Origin of the sequence: Dokdonella sp. (assembly GCF_035511235.1) — a bacterium.
Taxonomy (GTDB): Bacteria; Pseudomonadota; Gammaproteobacteria; order Xanthomonadales; family Rhodanobacteraceae; genus Dokdonella.
Genome location: NZ_DATKFQ010000035.1, coordinates 80,641 through 98,481 on the forward strand (window position 1 = coordinate 80,641; position 17,841 = coordinate 98,481).

At 72.4% G+C, this 17,841-nt stretch carries 15 protein-coding genes; 5 read left to right on the top strand and 10 right to left on the bottom strand.

All coding sequences use genetic code 11. From position 1 onward, the window contains the following. Positions 1-7: 7 nt before the first annotated feature. Positions 8-1,666 (top strand): iron ABC transporter permease, encoded by a 1,659-nt coding sequence (locus VMR06_RS14650; protein WP_325377590.1) that lies wholly within the window; start codon positions 8-10, stop codon positions 1,664-1,666. Positions 1,667-1,684: 18 nt separating this feature from the next. Here VMR06_RS14650 and VMR06_RS14655 read toward each other — a convergent pair whose 3' ends face one another. The 7 genes from VMR06_RS14655 to VMR06_RS14685 all read right to left on the bottom strand — a co-directional run bounded on the left by VMR06_RS14655 (position 1,685) and on the right by VMR06_RS14685 (position 11,823). Continuing rightward, on the bottom strand, positions 1,685-1,999 hold the full coding sequence (locus VMR06_RS14655; protein WP_325377592.1) for a hypothetical protein: 315 nt from the start codon (positions 1,997-1,999) through the stop codon (positions 1,685-1,687). Beyond that, positions 1,996-3,261 (bottom strand): patatin-like phospholipase family protein, encoded by a 1,266-nt coding sequence (locus VMR06_RS14660; protein ID WP_325377594.1) that lies wholly within the window; start codon positions 3,259-3,261, stop codon positions 1,996-1,998. The genes VMR06_RS14655 and VMR06_RS14660 overlap by 4 nt, the downstream gene beginning before the upstream one ends. Continuing rightward, the gene (locus tag VMR06_RS14665) at positions 3,258-4,040 is read right to left on the bottom strand and encodes a 3-hydroxybutyrate dehydrogenase (protein WP_325377596.1); all 783 of its coding nucleotides are present in this window, start codon (positions 4,038-4,040) and stop codon (positions 3,258-3,260) included. Before VMR06_RS14665 ends, VMR06_RS14660 begins: the two co-directional genes overlap by 4 nt. A gap of 143 nt (positions 4,041-4,183) precedes the next feature. Next, positions 4,184-5,584: a sigma-54 dependent transcriptional regulator gene (locus tag VMR06_RS14670; protein ID WP_325377599.1), complete on the bottom strand. Its 1,401-nt coding sequence runs from the start codon at positions 5,582-5,584 to the stop codon at positions 4,184-4,186. A gap of 139 nt (positions 5,585-5,723) precedes the next feature. Continuing rightward, on the bottom strand, positions 5,724-6,776 hold the full coding sequence (locus tag VMR06_RS14675) for a CDP-glycerol glycerophosphotransferase family protein (protein WP_325377601.1): 1,053 nt from the start codon (positions 6,774-6,776) through the stop codon (positions 5,724-5,726). 196 nt (positions 6,777-6,972) lie between these two features. Further along, the gene (locus VMR06_RS14680) at positions 6,973-8,703 is read right to left on the bottom strand and encodes a glycosyltransferase family 39 protein (RefSeq protein WP_325377604.1); all 1,731 of its coding nucleotides are present in this window, start codon (positions 8,701-8,703) and stop codon (positions 6,973-6,975) included. 108 nt (positions 8,704-8,811) lie between these two features. Further along, positions 8,812-11,823 carry a sensor histidine kinase gene (locus VMR06_RS14685; protein WP_325377606.1) on the bottom strand — a complete coding sequence of 1,004 codons (3,012 nt, stop codon included), beginning with the start codon at positions 11,821-11,823 and terminating at the stop codon, positions 8,812-8,814. Between the two features lie 187 nt (positions 11,824-12,010). Between VMR06_RS14685 and VMR06_RS14690 the strand changes: the two genes are divergently transcribed. The 4 genes from VMR06_RS14690 (at position 12,011) to hemC (ending at position 15,450) form a co-directional block, all read left to right on the top strand. Next, a complete protein-coding gene (locus tag VMR06_RS14690) occupies positions 12,011-12,676 on the top strand; it encodes a carboxylesterase (protein ID WP_325377609.1) in 666 nt (221 codons plus the stop codon). Positions 12,677-12,741: 65 nt separating this feature from the next. Further along, positions 12,742-13,794 carry a sensor histidine kinase gene (locus VMR06_RS14695; RefSeq protein ID WP_325377611.1) on the top strand — a complete coding sequence of 351 codons (1,053 nt, stop codon included), beginning with the start codon at positions 12,742-12,744 and terminating at the stop codon, positions 13,792-13,794. A gap of 13 nt (positions 13,795-13,807) precedes the next feature. After that, positions 13,808-14,539 (top strand): LytTR family DNA-binding domain-containing protein, encoded by a 732-nt coding sequence (locus tag VMR06_RS14700; RefSeq protein WP_325377613.1) that lies wholly within the window; start codon positions 13,808-13,810, stop codon positions 14,537-14,539. Next, the gene (gene hemC / locus VMR06_RS14705; protein ID WP_325377615.1) at positions 14,536-15,450 is read left to right on the top strand and encodes a hydroxymethylbilane synthase; all 915 of its coding nucleotides are present in this window, start codon (positions 14,536-14,538) and stop codon (positions 15,448-15,450) included. Before VMR06_RS14700 ends, hemC begins: the two co-directional genes overlap by 4 nt. Positions 15,451-15,637: 187 nt before the next feature. On the opposite strand, the gene VMR06_RS14710 is transcribed toward hemC, so the two are convergent. From VMR06_RS14710 to VMR06_RS14720, 3 genes are all read right to left on the bottom strand, one after another. Further along, positions 15,638-16,435 carry a DUF481 domain-containing protein gene (locus VMR06_RS14710; protein ID WP_325377617.1) on the bottom strand — a complete coding sequence of 266 codons (798 nt, stop codon included), beginning with the start codon at positions 16,433-16,435 and terminating at the stop codon, positions 15,638-15,640. A 106-nt stretch (positions 16,436-16,541) separates the two neighbouring features. Beyond that, positions 16,542-17,498, bottom strand: coding sequence for a dimethyl sulfoxide reductase anchor subunit family protein (locus VMR06_RS14715; protein ID WP_325377619.1), 957 nt, complete (start codon positions 17,496-17,498; stop codon positions 16,542-16,544). Between the two features lie 3 nt (positions 17,499-17,501). Next, the gene (locus VMR06_RS14720; RefSeq protein WP_325377621.1) at positions 17,502-17,834 is read right to left on the bottom strand and encodes a heavy metal-binding domain-containing protein; all 333 of its coding nucleotides are present in this window, start codon (positions 17,832-17,834) and stop codon (positions 17,502-17,504) included. Between the last annotated feature and the right edge of the window lie 7 nt (positions 17,835-17,841).

Genomic DNA, 17,841 nt, shown 5'->3' on the forward strand with positions numbered 1-17,841 from the left:
ACGCCCGATGCAAGCGAACCCGCCGTCCCGCGGCCACGGCCTGCGCGGCTGGCGCATCGCGACCGGCCTGATCGCGGCGCTGGTCCTGGTGCCGGTGCTGGCCCTGCTGGTCGCCGCGCTCGGCGGCGACGCCGGCCTGTGGCCGCATCTGCTCGCGCACGTGCTGCCGCCGACGCTGTTCGACACCGCGGTGCTGCTGGCCGGCGTCGGCGTTCTGGTCGTGCTGCTCGGCACCGGCAGCGCCTGGCTGGTGACCGCCTACGACTTCCGCGGCCGCGGCGTGCTCGACTGGGCGCTGCTGCTGCCGCTGGCGGTGCCGACCTACATCGTCGCCTACGCGTACATGGACCTGCTGCATCCGATCGGGCCGGTGCAGAGCTTCGTACGCGAGCTGTTCGGGCTGGCCGGCCCGCAGGCATTCCGGCTGCCGGAGATCCGCTCGCTCGGCGGCTGCGTGTTCGTGCTCGGCTTCGTGCTGTATCCGTACGTCTACCTGACGACGCGCGCGCTGTTCCTGATGCAGTCGGCCAGCCTGCTCGAGGCGGCGCGCTCGCTCGGCGCCGGTCGCGGCGGCGTGTTCGTGCGCGTGGCGGTGCCGCTGGCGCGGCCGGCGATCGCGGTCGGCACCAGCCTGGCGCTGATGGAAACGATCAACGACGTCGGCGCGTCGGAATTTCTCGGCGCGCGCACGCTGACGATCTCGATCTACTCGACCTGGGTCAATCGCGCCGACCTGGCCGGTGCCGCGCAGATCGCGCTGGCGATGCTGGCCGTGGTCGCCGCGCTGCTCGCGCTCGAGCACAGCGGACGGCGCCGGCAGCGCTACGCGGCCTCGGCACAGCGCGCACGGCGGATGGCGCCGCAGCGCCTGCACGGTGCCTCCGGCCTCGGCGCGCTCGCGCTCGGCGCCGTGCCGGTGCTGATCGGCTTCGTCGCGCCGACCGCGTACCTGGTCGTGGAAACGATCGAGCGCGTGCGCTTCGCCGGCTTTCCGACCGGCCTGCTGCGCACTGCGCTCGACACCGTCGTGCTGTCGGCCGTCGCGACCGCGGCCACCGTGCTGCTCGGACTACTCGTCGCCTATGCCGCGCGCGTCGCGCCGGGCGCCTGGTCGCGCAGCGCCGAGCGCATCGCCGGACTCGGCTATGCGCTGCCGGGCACGGTACTGGCGATCGGCCTGCTGTTTCCGCTCGGCGCGCTCGACGGCCTGATCGCCGACGCCGGCGAGCGCTGGTTCGGCGTGGCCGGCGGGCTGCTGCTGCTCGGTTCCGGCGCCGCCCTGGTCTATGCCTACAGCGTGCGTTTCCTCGCGGTCGCCAGCGGCGGCATCGCGGCCGGACTCGGCCGCGTCGCGCCGGCGCTCGATCAGGCCGCGCGCACGCTCGGCGAGCGCAGCGGCGGCGTGCTGCGGCGCATCCACCTGCCGCTGATCCGCCCCGCCGTCGCCGCCGCGGCGCTGCTGGTCTTCGTCGACTGCATGAAGGAACTGCCGGCCACGCTGCTGCTGCGTCCGCTGAACCTCGAAACGCTGTCGACGCGCCTCTACGCCGAGGCCGCGCGCGGCACCTACGAGGAAGGCGCGATCGCCGCACTGATCATCGTCGCAGCCGGCCTGATCCCGGTGCTGCTGCTGGCGCGCGTCGGCCGCAACGCGCCGCGCCTCTGAGCGCAGCCGGCCGCGCGCTCAGCCCTGACCCCGCTCGAGGCGGCGCAGGAACACGGTCATTTCCTTGCCGGCCTGCACGTCGCCGCGCGCCGCGGCGACCGCGATGCCGCGCCGCCAGGCCTCGCGCGCGCCGTCGCGATCGGCGCAGGCCTCCAGGGCGCGGCCGAGCAGCTTCCAGGCCGCCGAGTACGCCGGATCGAAACCGACCGCGGCGCGCAGCGCCTCGGCCGCCGCGGCGGCATCGCCGGCGGCCAGCAGCGCGTTGCCGAGCGAGTAGCGCAGCAGCGCGCCGTCGCGCGGCCCGCCGATCTGCGCGCGCAAGCGCTCGATCATCGCGCCCGCCTAGGCACGAACTCGTCGCGGTGCACGTCGTGGGTCACCACGGTCTGCTCGCGCGTGGGCGGCTCGAAGTATTCGCCGTGGGCCAACGTACGGCGCATGTCGTCCACGCCGCTCTGCCAGTGATCGCGCATCGCGACCGGGCCGAACGCGTAGTCCTTGTACTGCTCCTCGTGCGGCTTGCTGCGGTAGATCAGGTGGATCACGTTGTAGACCCGATCGCAGATCCACGGCTGCAGGTGCTCGAGCACGCCGGCCGGCACCGCGTCGGCGCCGGCACGCTCGATCAGCTCGCGCAGCGCCGCGCGCAGCTTCTGCAGCCGTTCCATCGTGTCGGTGCCCAGACGCGTGCGGCTGGAATACTGGATGTCCTTCTGCCGCTCGAGCACGTCGAGGATCGAGTGCGGCAGCTCGCCGCGCGCGCTCCACAGGTCCACCTGCAGCGCCAGCGTGTCGGCACGCGGCGTGTCCGACAGCACGTACTGCAGCGGCGTATTGGAGACCACGCCGCCGTCCCAGTAATGCTCGCCGTCGATCTCGACGGCCGGAAACGCCGGCGGCAGCGCGCCGGAGGCGATCACGTGTTCGGGCCCGAGCGGCCGCTCGCGCGAGTCGAAATAGACGACGTTGCCGGTGCGCACGTTGACCGCGCCGACGCTGAGCCGCGTCGCGCCGTCGTTGATGCGGTCGAAGTCGACCAGCCGCTCCAGCGTCTGGCGCAGCGGCGCGACGTCGTAGAAGCTGGTCGCCGCGGCGCTGCCGTCGCGAAACAGGAACGGCGACAGCGCGCGCGACTGGAAGAAGCCCTGCTGACCCTGCAGCAGGGCGCCGACCGCGCTGGTCGCACCGAGCCAAGTCAGACGCGCCTCCTCGAGCGCGGCGCCGAACGGCGCGCCGGCGCCCAGCGGGATCGATTCGATCAGCTGGTTGATCCACGGCAGCGAGGCGCCGAACGGGCCGGCCGGCAGGCTGATCGTGTCCCAGAACGTGCGCAGCTTCTCGACGCGCTGCTCGGGCGCGTTGCCGGCCAGGATCGCCGCGTTGATCGCGCCGATCGAGACGCCGGCGAACCAGTCCGGACGCAGGCCGGCCTCGTCGAGCGCCTCGTAGACGCCGGCCTGGTAGGCGCCGAGCGCACCGCCGCCCTGCAGAACCAGGGCGATCTTCTCGTACGATGCGGCCGCGATGCCGGCCGGCGTCGCGTCGCGCCGCGGCGCCGGCTGGGCGGCACGGCGGCGCGGGCGCACCGCGCTCATTCCATGACCCAGCCGTGGCTGACCAGCAGGCTCTGGCCGGTCAGGGCATTGGTTTCGAAGCCGGCCAGGAACAGCGCGACCGCGGCGACGTCCTCGACCGTCGTGAACTCGCCGTCGACGGTCTCGGCCAGCATGATCTTCTTGATGACGTCTTCCTCGCTGATGCCCAGTTCCTTGGCCTGTTCGGGGATCTGCTTCTCGACCAGCGGCGTGCGCACGAAGCCCGGGCAGATCACGTTGGCGCGCACGCCGGCCGGGCCGCCCTCCTTGGCCACGGTGCGGGCCAGACCGAGCAGGGCGTGCTTGGCGGCGACGTACGGCGCCTTGAGCTTGGATGCGGTCTTGGAATGCGCCGAGCCCATGTAGATGATCGCGCCGCCCTGCCCGCGCGCGTACATGTCCTTGAGGCAGGCGCGCGTGGTCAGGAACGCACCGTCCAGATGGATCGCGATCATCCGCCGCCATTCCTCGTAGGTGAAATCCTGCACCGGCTTGACGATCTGGATGCCGGCGTTGGAGACCAGGATGTCGACCTTGCCGAAGGTTCTGATCGTCTCGGCGACGCTGGCCTCGACCTCGTCCTCGCGGGTGACGTCGACCTTGACGCCGATCGCCTGTCCGCCGGCGGCGACGAGCTCGGCGGCCGCGGCCTGCGCGCCCTCGAGATTGAGATCGGCGATCGCGACGGCGGCGCCGTGGGCGGCGTAGACCTCGGCGATGCGCTTGCCGAGGCCGCTGGCGGCACCGGTGACGTAGGCGACTTTTCCGGAGAGGGACATGGGCTGACTCCTGGGGGGAAGGGAAAGAAGGATCGAGGCGCGCATGGGAACGCGCGCGATGCCGGGACGTTCCGCGGCGCCGCCTGGCGATTCAGCGACGATATCGCAGCGCGATGACGCTGCGCACGCAGCGCCGTGCCGGATCAGGCCGGTTCGTCGCGCGAGGAAGCCTTGGCATCGACGCCCAGATCCTTGAGCTTGCGGTACAGATGCGTGCGCTCCATGCCGACCGCCTTGGCGAGCCGGCCGACGCTGCCGCCGGCGGCCGCCAGCTGATGCAGCAGATAGGCGCGCTCGAACTGCTCGCGCGCCTCGCGCAGCGGCAGCGAGAAGTCGACCGCGAACTCGCCGCGCTCGCCCTTCGGCGCGTCGGCGGCCGGCGCCGCGGCGAGGCTGCCGAGCGCCTGGTCGACCTCCTCGAGCGTCACGTCCGGCGAGCTGCCGAGGATCAGCAGGCGCTGCACGAGGTTGCGCAGCTCGCGCAGGTTGCCCGGCCACGCGTGATGGCGCAGGCGGTTCTGCGCGGCGACCGGGAAATTGCGGTACGGCAGCTTGTCGCGCGCGGCGAAGAAATCGGCGTGGTAGCGCAGCAGCTCGGGGATGTCCTCGGCGCGCTCGCGCAGCGGCGGCACCGCCAGCGGCACCACCATGAGCTGGTAGTAGAGCTCCTCGCGGAAGCGGCCGTCGCGGACCAGGGACTCGAGATCCTGCGCGGTCGCGGCGATCACGCGCACGTCGGTGGCGACCGCCTCGCTGCCGCCGCAGCGCAGGACCGCGCGGCGGTCGAGCACGCTCGACAGGCGCTGCTGCAGCTCCTGGTCGAGCTCGGCGACCTCGTCGAGGAACAGCGTGCCGCCCTTGGCCTGCTCGATCAGTCCGTACTCGACGGTGCCGCCGTCTTCGGTGCCGAACAGCGCCTTGGCGACGTGCTCGCCGGTGATCGCGCCGGGCGCCACGGTCACGAACGGGCCGCTGCGCCGGGCGCTGCGCTCGTGCAGCCAGCGCGCCAGCATTTCCTTGCCGGTGCCGGCCTCGCCCTGGATCAGCACGCCGGTGTCGTGAGTCGCCAGGCGGTCGAGCTGCGCGCGCAGCGCCTGCATGACCGCGCTCGAGCCGATCGGCTCGGCCGGCGCCGGCAAGCGGCTCTTGAGGCCCTCGTTCTCGCGGCGCAGCCGGCCGGCCTCGAGCGCGCGCTCGATCGTCAGCAGCAGCTTGGCCAGCGAAATGGGCTTTTCGACGAAATCCCAGGCGCCCAGGCGCGTGGCCTCGACCGCGGTCTCGATCGTGCCGTGGCCGCTCATCATGATGACCGGGCCGGGCAGGCCGCCGCGCTCGCCCCACTCGCGCAGCAGGCTGATGCCGTCGACGCCGGGCATCCAGATGTCGAGCAGGACCACGTCGGGGCGCTGCTGGCGGCGCGCCTCGCGCGCGGCCGCCGCCGATTCGGCGACGCTGACCGAATAGCCTTCGTCCTCGAGGACTTCCTTGACCGTCGCGCGGATGTCCGGCTCGTCGTCGACGACGAGAACGTGCGGATTGGCCACGGCGAACCTGCGTTGCGAAAAGGAGACATGCAGCATAGCGCAGCTGCCGCGCGCGCGGCAGCGGGCCATCGGTCACGATCCTGGCGGCGCCGCCGGCTTACCCGGGCCGGCGGCCGTCACCGCTGCTGCGGCCGCCGGCTCAGCCGGCCGGTCCGAAATAGCGCAGATGCAGGCGCGACTGCAGCTTGCGCAGGCGATTGGCCGGCTTCGCGGCGCGCGGCCGGATGCGGCCGGCCAGCAGATCCTCGGTCGCCGCGAGCACGCGCTCGGACGAGCGGCCGTCGCGATACGGGTGGATCTGCGCGGACAGCGTGTCGAGTGCGCTGCGCAGCGCGGGCTCGGGCGCGAACGCACGGCGCAGCGCCGGCTCCAGCGCGCCGGCCTCGCCGATGTCGATCATGTACGGCTGCACCGCATTGTTGCGGAACGTCACGACCGGCTTGCCCTGCAGCGCGAACTCCGGAACCACCGAGGAGGTGTCGCAGACCAGCACGTCGGCCGCGCGCAGCATCGCAATCAGCGCATCGGCTTGGAGGAACTGCGCGTGCGGGCCGGCCAGTGCGCGATAGCGCACCATCCATTCCGGTGCGGATTTCGGATGCAGGGTCAGCAGCCAGTAGCGCTCGCCGGTCGCGATCTGCCGCGCGATCTCGTCGATCAGCGCCGGCGCCGAGGTCAGCCGCTCGGTGAACGTGGATGCATACATGACCACCGGCCGGCCGCCGGCCGCGGCGCGCAGGCCGGCGGCCGCGTCGCCGGCCGCGAACAGCGGATCGAGCTTCGGCCAGCCGGTCTCGGCCACGACGAAATGACCGAGCTGGTCGGCCAGCGCCTGGAACGGCCGCGTCGTCGCCGGTCCCTGCGTGCAGTACAGATCGAACCAGCCGCGGATGCGGAAATGGCCGCGGCCCTCGCTGCGCTTGCCGACGCTGAAGCCGTGGAAGACCTGCACCTTGGCGCCCGGGAACACGTGCGGCACGTCATTGCTGGCCGAGAACACCGCATCGGGCCGCCAGCGCCGCACCGCCGCCACGTCGCGCAGACGCAGCTCGCCGGACGGCAGGGCGTGGCCGGCGGCGCCGCCGTCGAGGAACCAGGCCACCTCGGCGTTCTGCGCGCGCGCCGCCGCAGCGATCGGCTGCAGGATCGGCAAGGCATAGAGCTCGGTACCGAAGAGCAGATGGCGGCGCATGCGAGAGCGGTGGCCGCGGCATCGGCAGGCCGACGCGCGACCGCAAATTCCGGGTGCGGGCCGGGCATCTTACGCAGCGGCCCGGGCCGCTGCCAGCGCAGGTGCCACGCGGTGCCCGCCGGCATGCGCACGGCCGGGCCATCCCGATCGGGCCGGATCCGGTTGCGGCGTGCCGCGCCCGGGTTTCGCCGGTGCGCTATTCCTCGTTCGGCGAGTCGGCGTCCTCCTCGCCGATCACCGGGACCTGGCCGCCGCGACAGGCCGGCGCGACCGCGTCGGCGCGGAACAGCCACCATTCGCGGCGGTTCGCGTTGCCGACATGGATCGCCTTGGCGCGATCGACGCACGGATCCATCGCCTTGCCGAGCACGAACACCCAGCGCCGCTCCGGTGCCGTCTCCAGCCAGCGGATCGAGGCACCGAGCTGCTCGTGCCACGGCTTGAGAAAGCCGAAGTCGGTCGCCGGCTTGTCGAGCAGCAGCAGGTTCTGCTCCTTCCAGGCGACCAGACCGAGTTCGCCGTCGCCGACGATCTGCTCGGTCCGGCGCATTACATCGGAGGCCGAGGTCGAGGCATTGAGCACCGGATAGGCCCAGAACCCCCACAGCAGCCAGATCGCGGCGAGCAGCACGACGAGGCCGGTGACCGCGCGGCGCACGCGGAACACGATGACCGCGGCCAGCGCCGCGACGCCGATCGCGATCATCAGATGCCACAGCGACCGGCCACCATCCGGAAGCCCGCGCTGCAGCACCAGCTCGTTGGCGCGCGCCCAGTCGCCGCCGAGCGCGGCGATGCCGCCGGACAGGAACAGCGCCGCCAGCACGGCGCTCAGACCGAATGCCGCCCAACGCAGCCAGCGCTGGCCGATCACCTCGGCGAGCAGCGGACCGGCTGCCAGTGCCAGCATCGGCAGCGCCGGCATGATGTAGACGTCGCGCTTGCCCTTGGGCAGCGTGAAGAACAGCACGATCAGCACGATCCAGGCCAGCGGCAGCAGGAAGCGCGCATCGCGCGCGCGCAGCCGCGCCCACCAGCGCGGCAGCAGGCCCGGCAGCGCCAGCACCAGCGGCAGCCAGCTGGCCGCGATCACGCCGAGGTAGTACCAGGCCGGCTTGTGATGGTCCCAGGAATCGGTGTAGCGGCCGGCGGTCTGGCGGAACAGGATGTCGTTCATGTAGGCGCGATGCTCGGGCGAATCGCTGGCGTGCACGGCCAGCAGCATCGGCACGATCCACAGCGCGATCGCGGCCAGGAACGCCAGCGCACCGGCCAGCCAGCGCCAGGCCGCGCCGCCCGAGACCACGCCGGGCCAGCCGCGCCAGCGCGCGAACGCGAACGGCACGAACATCAGCAGCGCCAGCACGCCGACACCCTTGGTGATGACGCCCAGGCCCGCCGCGAAGCAGCCGAGCCAGTACGCGCGCCAGTCCGGCCCGAGCAGGAAATGCCGCAGCAGGCCGTAGTTGGCGAGCGTGATGAAGAACGTCACGGTGGGATCGATCTGCGCGCGCTTGGCCTGATAGACGAACTGGAACGTCACCAGCAGCGCCGCCGCGCCGATCAGCCCGGCCTGGGTGCCCCACAATCGCCGGCCCGCGTCGTAGACCAGGAACAGTGTGCCGAGCGATGCGAGCAGCGACGGCAGCAGGAACGCGATGCGCCAGTGACCGGTCAGCTCGTACGCGGCAGCCTGCAGTGCCATGAACAGCGGCGGCTTGTCCGAGTACAGCTCGCTGCCGCGATGGGTGATCAGCCACTCCCCGCTTTCGACCATCTGCTCGGCGACCAGCGTGAAGCGCGGCTCGTCGGCCGGCCACGGGTCGCGCAGCCCCATGCCGGCGGCGAGCACGACGAAGGCGATCAGAAAGAACAGCAGCAGGTCGCGGCGCGAACGGGCGTCGAGCGGAGACAGCGGCGCGGACATGGGGACGAAATCGGCGAACGCAGGGCGCGGGGCGGCGATCGTATCAAGCCGCCGTCCTCACCGGCATGACCGGATCGACGCCGGCCGCGACGCCCGGCCCGCCCGGTCTCAGCCGCGTACCGGCCAGGCCGTGGCGGCGGGTATCCACAGCTCGACCTCGGTGCCCGACCCGCCGCGCGTCCAGACCGTGAGCCGGGCACCGATGCGCTCGGCGCGCTCGTGCATGCCGCGCAGCCCCCAGTGACCGGGCCGGCCGCCGGCCTGCAGCAGGTCCGCGTCGATGCCGCGGCCGTCGTCGCGAAAGCGCAGGCGCAGGCCGCCGGGTTCGTAGGCGATCTCGACCTCGATGCGCCGGGCCGCGGCGTGCCGGAACGCATTGAGAATCGCCTCGCGACCGATCCAGTACGCCTCTTCACGCGCGAGCGGGTCGAGCCGGCGCACCGGGCCTTCGCTGACGACGCGGAACGCCGGCGCCGGCTCGCCGGCCCATTGCGCGCCGACCCGCGCCAGGGCCTGCGCCAGGTCGACCGCATCGCCGTCGGCACGCAGGTCGAGCACGCGATCGCGGCCTTCGGCCAGCGCCTGTTCGGCGCGGTCGAGCACCGCCTCGAGCGTCTCGCGCTGCGCATCGAGTGCCGGCATCCGGTCGAGCGCCGCCTGGAAGCGCAGGATCAGGCCCTGGATGCTCTGCAGCAGGGTGTCGTGCAGCTCGCGCGCGATCCGCTCGCGCTCCTGATGCCGCTCGTGCAGGCGCAGGCGCAGGCGGTCGGCCATGCGCTCGAGCCGCAGCAGATAGACGATCCAGACCAGTCCGAGCACGGCCGCGGCGCACAGGACGACGAAGCCCGGCGTCTGCACGAAGGCCGGCGGCACGACGAACGCGATCGCCGCCGGCTGCGCACTCCAAACCGCGTCCTCGTTGGCCGCGATCACCTCGAACCGGTAGCGGCCCGGTGCGAGCCGGGTGTAGAACGCCTCGCGCCGCGTGCCGGCTTCCTGCCATTGCGTATCGACGTCCTGCAGGCGGTAGCGAAACCGCACGCGCTCGGGAATCGACAGGCTCGGCGCGGTGTAGCGGATCTGCACGGTTCCGGCCCGGACCGGCAGGCGCGGCTCGCCCGATACCGCGAAAGACCGTCCGTCCGCCTGCAGCGATTCGATCAGCACCGGCGGCGGCTGCGCGTTGCGTTCGATCCGCGCCGGATCGATCCAGACCACGCCGCTGGCGGTCGCGAACCAGAGCCGGCCGTCGTCGCCGGCGACCGCCGATGGCAGCGGCCGGAACTGGTCCGGCAGGCCCGGCAGGCCGTCGAGGAAGTCGAACAGCCGGTAGTCGACCGCATGCGACGGATCGGCCAGCGCGCGGGCGATCTCGGCCGCGCCGATCGCGACGACGCCGCGGCTGCCGTTGAGCCACAGGTCGCCGCCGGCGGTCTCGACCAGGCCCGAGATGCCGGTGAACGGCTCGCCGTGCGCCGCGCGCAGACGCACGAAACGGCCGTCCAGCACGTGCGCCAGGCCGCGCTCGCCGCCGACCCAGACGCGATCGCGCGCCTGCAGCAGTGCGGTCACGTTGCCGACGTCCAGTCCCTCCCACGAGGACAGCACGCGCGGTCCGGCGGCATCGGCGAGCACGATGCGATTGCGCGAGAACCCCATCCAGCGCCGTCCCTCGGCATCGGTCATCATGACCAGCGGCGAGGCGCGCCCGAGCAGTTCGGGCTCGCTCGAGAAACGCGTCCACTGTCCGTCGTGCCAGCGGAACACGCCGGGCACGTTCAGCGACACCCACAATGCGCCGGCGCGATCGCGCGTGATCGCCTGCACGCCCGAGTCGTTCGCCTCCGGCGGCAGCGCCGCCACCGCAACCGGCCCGCGTTCGCCGACGCGCCAGAGGCCGGACGAACCGCCGAACCAGAGCGTTCCGTCGCCGTCGCGATACGCGCAGCTGATCCGGTCGACGCCCGGGAACGGCGTGACCGCGCCGTCCAGCCGCATCAGCGGCCGGTTCTTGGTGCCGGCCCAGACCGCGCCGCCGGCGCCGGGCGCCAGCGCGAAGTCGTACGAGCCGCTCGGAAAGCCGGCCGGCACCAGGCGGCTGGCACGGAAGCGGTCCAGTCCGCGGCTGGTGCCGACCCAGAGATTGCCCTCGCGATCCTCGAGCAGCGGCCCGACGTAGTCGGCGCTCAGGCCTTGCCGTTCGGAGTGGTTCTCGAGCCGCGGATCGCCGCGCGAGACGGAGACGCCGTCTCCCAGCCGCTCCGGATGCGCGACGCGCCACAGGCCGTCGCCCTCGCCGGCGATCCACAGACCGCCGTCGCGATCGAACAGCAGTCCGGCCGCCTCGAGCGCGATACCGCCCGGCCCGCCCGGGGCCAGCGGACGGACCCGCCCGGCGGCATCGCGCGCCCAGAGCCGGCCGTCGGCGGCCTGGGCGATCTGGTTGACCGCGGCCCCCGGCCACGGCTGGCGGACGAAACGGCGCTGCCCGGCCGGCAGCGAGAACACCGCCTCGTCGGTGACCGACCAGACCGTGCCGTCACGATCGGCGAACACGGTGCGCATGCGCTGCTCGGGGTGATCCCAGTCGGCACCGACGCGCGTCCAGCGCGTGCCGTCGAAGCGCACCAGACCGCGGAACGTGGCCGCCCAGATCGCGCCGTCGCGACCGGCCGCGAAGCCGAACACGGTACCGGTCGGGAAACCGTCGGATTCGGCATAGGACACGATGCGGCCGTCGCGGAGGAAGCTGGCACCGCCGTAGCGGAAGCCGATCCACAGTCCGCCGGCCGGCGGCGCGAACAGGCTCGAGACGCTGGTCGACGGAAACGCCTGGCTCGGTGCCGGCTCGAAGCGCTCGAAGCGCACGCCGTCGAACCGGAACAGACCGCCCTGCGTGCCGAGCCAGAGATAGCCCTCGCCGGTCTGCGCCAGCGCGCCGACCTGCCCGGGCGCGCCGTCCTTGACGGTCCAGGCTGTCTGATGGAGCTGAGCGAGCCGGCGCTGCGCATCGAACGCCGCTGCCGGCTCCGCGAGCAGCCCGGCCAGCACGGCCGCAGCCGCGAGCCAGCCGCGCAGCGCGGCGCGCCGGCCGGCGCCGGGCTCGATGCGCCGGCTCATGCCGGCCTCGTCCGGATCGATGTCCGCATACTGAGCTTCGTCCCGCTGTCCGGACGTCCTCCACGCAGGAGGACGGTTCCCCGCCCCGATCGGCCCTGCCGACGGACGCGCCGTGCGCGGCACGGCTTGGCAGCACCGGCCGCATCGGGCAGCCTTGCGGTCCCCTCTCGATACCGGGCTTCCCCGCATGCCGCTGCCGACCGTCGACATCGAAACCGCCCCTCAGCCGCGCCACGCGGTGATCTGGCTGCACGGCCTCGGCGCCGACGGTCACGATTTCGAGCCGATCGTACCGGAACTGGTCGCGCGCGACTGGCCGCCGCTGCGCTTCGTGTTTCCGCATGCGCCGGTGCGGCCGGTCACGATCAACGGCGGCATGCCGATGCGCGCCTGGTACGACATCGCCGGCACGGCGATCGCCGACCGCCAGGACGAAACCGGCCTGCGCGCCTCGTTCGGCGAGCTCGACGCGCTGATCGAGCGCGAGATCGAGCGCGGCATCGCGCCGGCGTCGATCCTGCTCGCCGGCTTTTCGCAGGGCGCCGCGGTCGCGCTCGCCGGCGGCCTGCGCCAGCGGCGCCGGCTGGCCGGCATCGTCGGCCTGTCCGGCTACCTGCCGCTGATGGCCACGCTGCCGGCCGAGGCCGCGGCCGACAACCGCGACACGCCGATCTTCCTCGCGCACGGCAGCGCCGATCCGATCGTGCCCGAGGGCCTCGGCACGATGAGCCGCGACTTCCTGCGTCAGCACGGCTACACGGTGGACTGGCACAGCTACCCGATGGCGCATCAGGTCTGCGCCGAGGAGATCGCCGACCTGCGCGCGTGGATCGGCCGGCGTCTGGCAGCGTGACCGGCGGCCGCTAAGCCGGCGCGCGGCGGCGCTACCATCGACGCCGGACGAGGAGGGGAACACCGGTGAGCGACGCCGACGACCATCGCTGGCTGCCGCCGTTCTGCAGCCTGCCGACGCTGTTCGCGGTCATGCTGGTCGCCGAACTGGTCGCGCTGATCGTCGTGCTCGCGCCCGGCGCTGACGGCGCGACGCTGATGCGGCTCGGCATCGTCAGCGTCTATCTGCAATGGCTGGGCCTGCTCAATGCGGTCGTGCTGTGCTCGCTGCGCGGCGCGCTCGACCGCCTGACGCCGCGCAGCGGCCTGCTGATCGCCTGGCTGGTCATGATCGGCGTCACCACGCTGGCCGCTTTGCTGATCCAGACGATGGATCGCGCGCTCGCGCTCGGCCTGACCGGCTCGGGCGCCGCGGCGGCGCGCTTCGTGCCGGCCAATGCCGTCCTGTGCGCGCTGATCGGCGCGGCGCTGCTGCGCTACCTGTTCGTGATCGAGCAGTGGCGCGAACGCGTGCGGGCCGCCTCCAAGGCGCAGGTCGACGCGCTGCAGGCGCGGATCCGGCCGCATTTCCTGTTCAACAGCATGAATACGATCGCCAGCCTGATCCGCACGCGGCCGGCCGACGCCGAACGCGCCGTGGAGGACCTGTCGGACCTGTTCCGGGCCGCGCTCGGCGCCAGCGGCGCCCGCGGCACGCTCGGCGAGGAGCTCGAGCGCGTCGACCACTACCTGCGCATCGAGTCGCTGCGGCTGGGACCGCGTCTGGCCGTACGGCGCGATCTGGATGCGTTGCCGCGCGCGTACGCGCTGCCGCCGCTGCTGCTGCAGCCGCTGGTCGAGAACGCGATCCACCACGGCATCGAGCCGCTGCCCGAAGGGGGAACGCTGGACCTGACCGGCCGGCGCGTGGACGGCGGATGGGAGATCGCGATCGGGAATCCGTGCCCGGCGCAGCCCGTGCGGCGCGCCGGCAACGGCCATGCGATCGACAACATCCGCGCGCGCATCGGCTACCATTTCGGCGATCGCGCAGCGCTGATCGCCGCGCCCGGCGACGGATGCTTCCGCGTGATCGTGCGACTGCCGCTGGAGTCCCCGATGAACGTCCCCGCGCAATGAGCGTGCGCGTCCGATGAAAGTGCTGGTCGTCGACGACGAGCCGCTGGCGCGCGAGCGCCTGGTCGCCCTGCTCGGCGAGATCGACGGCGCCCGGGTCGTCGGCGAGGCCGGCAGCGGCGCGGCCCTGCTCGAGGCGGCGCCGGCGCTGCAGCCGGACGTGGTGCTGCTGGACATCCGCATGCCGGCGATGGACGGCCTCGAGGCGGCGCGCCATCTGGCCGCGCTGGAAGCGCCGCCGGCGGTCGTGTTCTGCACCGCCTACGACGAGCACGCGCTGGCCGCGTTCGACGTCCATGCGATCGACTACATCGTCAAGCCGGTGCGCGCCGAACGGCTGCGGCAGGCGCTCGACCGCGCGCGCCGCTACGGCGGCGAGCAGCTGCGCCGCGCCGGCGGCAGCGGTCCGGAGCGGCAGCGCACGCATCTGTGCGCGCGCGTGCGCGGCAGCCTGGTGCTGGTGCCGATCGGTGAGGTTGCCTACCTGCAGGCCGAGGACAAGTACGTCGTGATCCATCATGCGCGCGGCCAGGTCCTGATCGAGGAGCCGCTGAAGGATCTGGAGGAGGAATTCGGCGACCGCTTCGTGCGGATCCACCGCAACTGCCTGGTCGCGCGTGATCGCCTGGTCGGCCTGCTGCGCACGCCGGACGGCCGCACCCTCGCCCGCCTCGACGCCGACGGCGTCGAACTGGAAGTCAGCCGCCGCAGCCTGCCAGGGCTGCGCAAACTGGTGAAGAACCTTTGAACGTGCTCCGAATCGCCACGCGTCGCAGCGCCCTGGCCCTGTGGCAGGCCGAACACGCCGCCGCGCTGCTGCGCCGCGCCCATCCGGGCCTCGAGGTCGAGCTGCTGCCGATGACCACGCGCGGCGACCGCATTCTCGATCGCCCGCTCGCCGAGATCGGCGGCAAGGGGCTGTTCCTCAAGGAGCTGGAGGTCGCGCTGCAGCAGGGCGAGGCCGACATCGCCGTTCACTCGTACAAGGACGTGCCGATGACGCTGGAGCCCGGCTTCGCGATCGGCTGCGTGCTCGAGCGCGCCGACGCGGCCGACGCGTTCGTCAGTGCGGCCTGCGCGCGCATCGACGACCTGCCGACCGGCGCGCGTGTCGGCACCTCCTCGCTGCGCCGCCAGGCGCAGCTGCGCGCGCTGCGGCCCGACCTGCGGCTGCTCGACCTGCGCGGCAACGTCAATACGCGGCTGGCCAAGCTCGACGCGGGCGAGTACGAGGCGATCGTGCTGGCCTGCGCCGGTCTCGAGCGGCTCGGCCTCGGTGCGCGGATCCGCGCCCGGCTGGCCGCGCCTCAGTGGCTGCCGGCCGCCGCGCAGGGCGCGATCGCGATCGAGATGCGCGAAGGCGATGCACGCGTCGCGGCGCTGCTGGCGCCGCTCGACGATGCATCGACGCGCCGCTGCGTCGACGCCGAGCGCGCGTTCGGCCACGCGCTGGCCGGCAGCTGCAACGTCGCCCTCGCCGCGCAGGCGATCGAGACCGATCGCGGACTGCATCTGTGGGCCCTGGTCGGCGACGCGGCCGACGGCACCGTGCTGCGCGGAGAGGCGCGCGGAGAAGCCGACGCGTCGGAAGCCCTCGGCCGCGCGGTCGCGGCCGAGCTGATCGAGAAAGGCGCGCTGCGCGTGCTCGGCCGCGTCTAGGCCGAGGCGACGGCCGAGCGCCGATCTGACGGACGGCGTCGCGTACGCGGCATCCCTCACGGCAGTAGGGCGGGCGGCCGCGCGAGCCCCCGTCCGGGCGCGCCCAGCGACGGGCCGCCCGATGGTCACGCATAAACGACGGTCACGCGAAAACGGGACCTGCGCGCACGCAGGTCCCGCCGTATCGTCAGAAGTTGTAGACCAGGTTGGTCGTCAGCAGCTGATCGGTCTTCTTCGCGTTGTCGGCGACGTCGGTGTTGTGGCGCACTTGGTAGCCGAGCTTCAGCGCGAACTTCTCCGACATCGCCACGGCGAGGCCGGCGTCGTTCTGGATGAAGGTGTTGTCGCTGCCCGCTTCGGTCAGCAGCACATTCTCGAACGTCGTGTTATCGGTGATCTTGTGGCGGAGCGAGACCAGGCCGCGCGCGACCACCTGGCCGTCGGCGTCCGGACGAACGCGCGTGGTGACCGGCGGCTCGCCGCTGACGACGTCGTAGGCGCTCGGCTGATAGCGCTTGTAGCCCGGGCCGATCTCGAAGCTGAGCTCGGTGCGCTGATTCTTCAGCGCGGTATAGCCGTAGCCGACCGACGCGATCCACTGGTAGTCGAACGCCGCGAAATCGTCGTTCTCGTAGCGCAGCGCGCCGACCACGTAGCTGCGCTCGTCGAGCTTGAAGCCGACCGAGCCGCCGGCCTCGTAGCGGTTCGCGGTGAGGTCGTAGCGGCGCACGTCGACGGTCTGGCCGTCGACGACGGTCGACACGGTGACCTCGCCCTTGCTGCGCAAGGCGTTCAGGAAGACATTGTTCTTCCAGGTGTCGTCTTCCTGCTTGAACTGCAGTTTGATGTTGACGTTCTCGGACTTGCTGTTGCCGCGCGTGGCGGCGATGCCGACCTCGCCCGAACCGGACCAGTCGCCGTCCTGGGCCTGCGCGACGAGCGGGAGCGCCGCCGACAGGGCGGCGACGAGCATCAGTTTCTTCATGATGTTTCCTTGTTGAGAACGAGCAAGCGGCACGGCATGCGGTGCTCGTGCGGCGCCGCACCATGCTAGGCAGGCCTCTTGAATCATCGGTGAACCGCGCGACGGCTCAGCGGTAGTAGGCCTGCACGACATGGCGCGCTTCGGCGAAGAACAGCCAGCGCTGTACGAACACGCCGACCATCGCGCTGGCGGTGCCTGCGATCGCGGCCGGCAGTGCCCAGGCCGGCAGCAGCAGGCCCATGCCGATCGCCAGCAGCGGCAGCGCGAACAGCGTGCGCGAGGCGATCGCGCGCAGGCGCTCGGCATGGCGGCGCGCCAGCGCGAAGCCCATCTCGCGCAGCAGATAGTTCTCCTCGGTGTGCGGCGCCTCCATCGCCGCCACGCTGCCCGGCGGGCCGAGTCCGGTCGCGGCTGCGGTATCGGGCCGAGCGTCGTCCGGGCGCCGCCAGTACGCGCGCTGCAGCGCCGAGGTCAGCACGATGCCGGCCGCCAGCGCGGCCAGCCAGGCGCTGCTGCCCGCCGCCGCGCCGATAGCGCCTTCGGCCGTCCGGGGCGCTGCGATCGCCACCAGCAGCCACAGCCAGAGGCCACCGGTCTGCAGCGCGTACAGACCGTACAGCGGCGTCGCGCGCCAGTCGCGCCAGGCGCGGACCGTGCGCAGCGAGGCGTAGATGCGCGCCGTGCATACCACCGTCGCGGCCGCGAGCAGCGCGAATACGGCAAAGCCGATGCGGATCCGCAGGCCGCTGTGCACGGACTCCACGCGCCAGGCCAGCAGCAGGCACAGCGGCACGCAGGCGAGCGCCAGCACGGCCTCTCGCGACAGCCAGGAACTGCGCCACTGGCCGAGCGCGCGCCAGGCGCGCAGCGGCTTGCCCAGATGCGCGACCGAGGCGAGCAGGCCGATCGACGTGAGCGCCAGCCCGGTCAGCAGCGCTGCGACGATCGTCAGCCGGTCGGCCGGCGCCGCGCCGATCGCGACCGCGATCGCGATCAACACCCACAATCCGTAGCCGGCACCGGACAGCGTCGTGAAGAAGACGATCGAAAGCGCCGGCCGCATGCGTCAGCGGTCTTCGACGAAGACGGCGGTCCCGCTCGCCGACACCATCAGCATGCCGCCGCCGTCCTTGATCTGGATCGTCTCGTAGTCCAGATCGACGCCGATCACCGCATTGGCGCCGAGGCGCTCGGCCTGCTCGGTCATCTCGGCCAGGGCGGTGTCCTTGGCCGATCGCAGCACCTTCTCGTAGCTGCCGGCGCGGCCGCCGACCAGATCGCGGATGCCGGCGAAGAAATCGCGGAAGACGTTGGCGCCGAGGATCGCGTCGCCGCTGACCAGACCGAGATAGCGCACGATCGTGCGGTCCTGCAGGGTGGACGTGGTCGAGACGAGCATCGGGCGA

Coding starts and splice junctions, on each gene's coding strand:
- VMR06_RS14720 (WP_325377621.1), bottom strand. CDS start 17,834: ATGCTCGTCTCGACCACGTCCACCCTGCAGGACCGCACGATCGTGCGC.
- VMR06_RS14660 (WP_325377594.1), bottom strand. CDS start 3,261: ATGAGCGCGGTGCGCCCGCGCCGCCGTGCCGCCCAGCCGGCGCCGCGG.
- VMR06_RS14710 (WP_325377617.1), bottom strand. CDS start 16,435: ATGAAGAAACTGATGCTCGTCGCCGCCCTGTCGGCGGCGCTCCCGCTC.
- VMR06_RS14700 (WP_325377613.1), top strand. CDS start 13,808: ATGAAAGTGCTGGTCGTCGACGACGAGCCGCTGGCGCGCGAGCGCCTG.
- VMR06_RS14675 (WP_325377601.1), bottom strand. CDS start 6,776: ATGCGCCGCCATCTGCTCTTCGGTACCGAGCTCTATGCCTTGCCGATC.
- VMR06_RS14655 (WP_325377592.1), bottom strand. CDS start 1,999: ATGATCGAGCGCTTGCGCGCGCAGATCGGCGGGCCGCGCGACGGCGCG.
- VMR06_RS14685 (WP_325377606.1), bottom strand. CDS start 11,823: ATGAGCCGGCGCATCGAGCCCGGCGCCGGCCGGCGCGCCGCGCTGCGC.
- VMR06_RS14650 (WP_325377590.1), top strand. CDS start 8: ATGCAAGCGAACCCGCCGTCCCGCGGCCACGGCCTGCGCGGCTGGCGC.
- VMR06_RS14680 (WP_325377604.1), bottom strand. CDS start 8,703: ATGTCCGCGCCGCTGTCTCCGCTCGACGCCCGTTCGCGCCGCGACCTG.
- VMR06_RS14690 (WP_325377609.1), top strand. CDS start 12,011: ATGCCGCTGCCGACCGTCGACATCGAAACCGCCCCTCAGCCGCGCCAC.
- VMR06_RS14665 (WP_325377596.1), bottom strand. CDS start 4,040: ATGTCCCTCTCCGGAAAAGTCGCCTACGTCACCGGTGCCGCCAGCGGC.
- VMR06_RS14715 (WP_325377619.1), bottom strand. CDS start 17,498: ATGCGGCCGGCGCTTTCGATCGTCTTCTTCACGACGCTGTCCGGTGCC.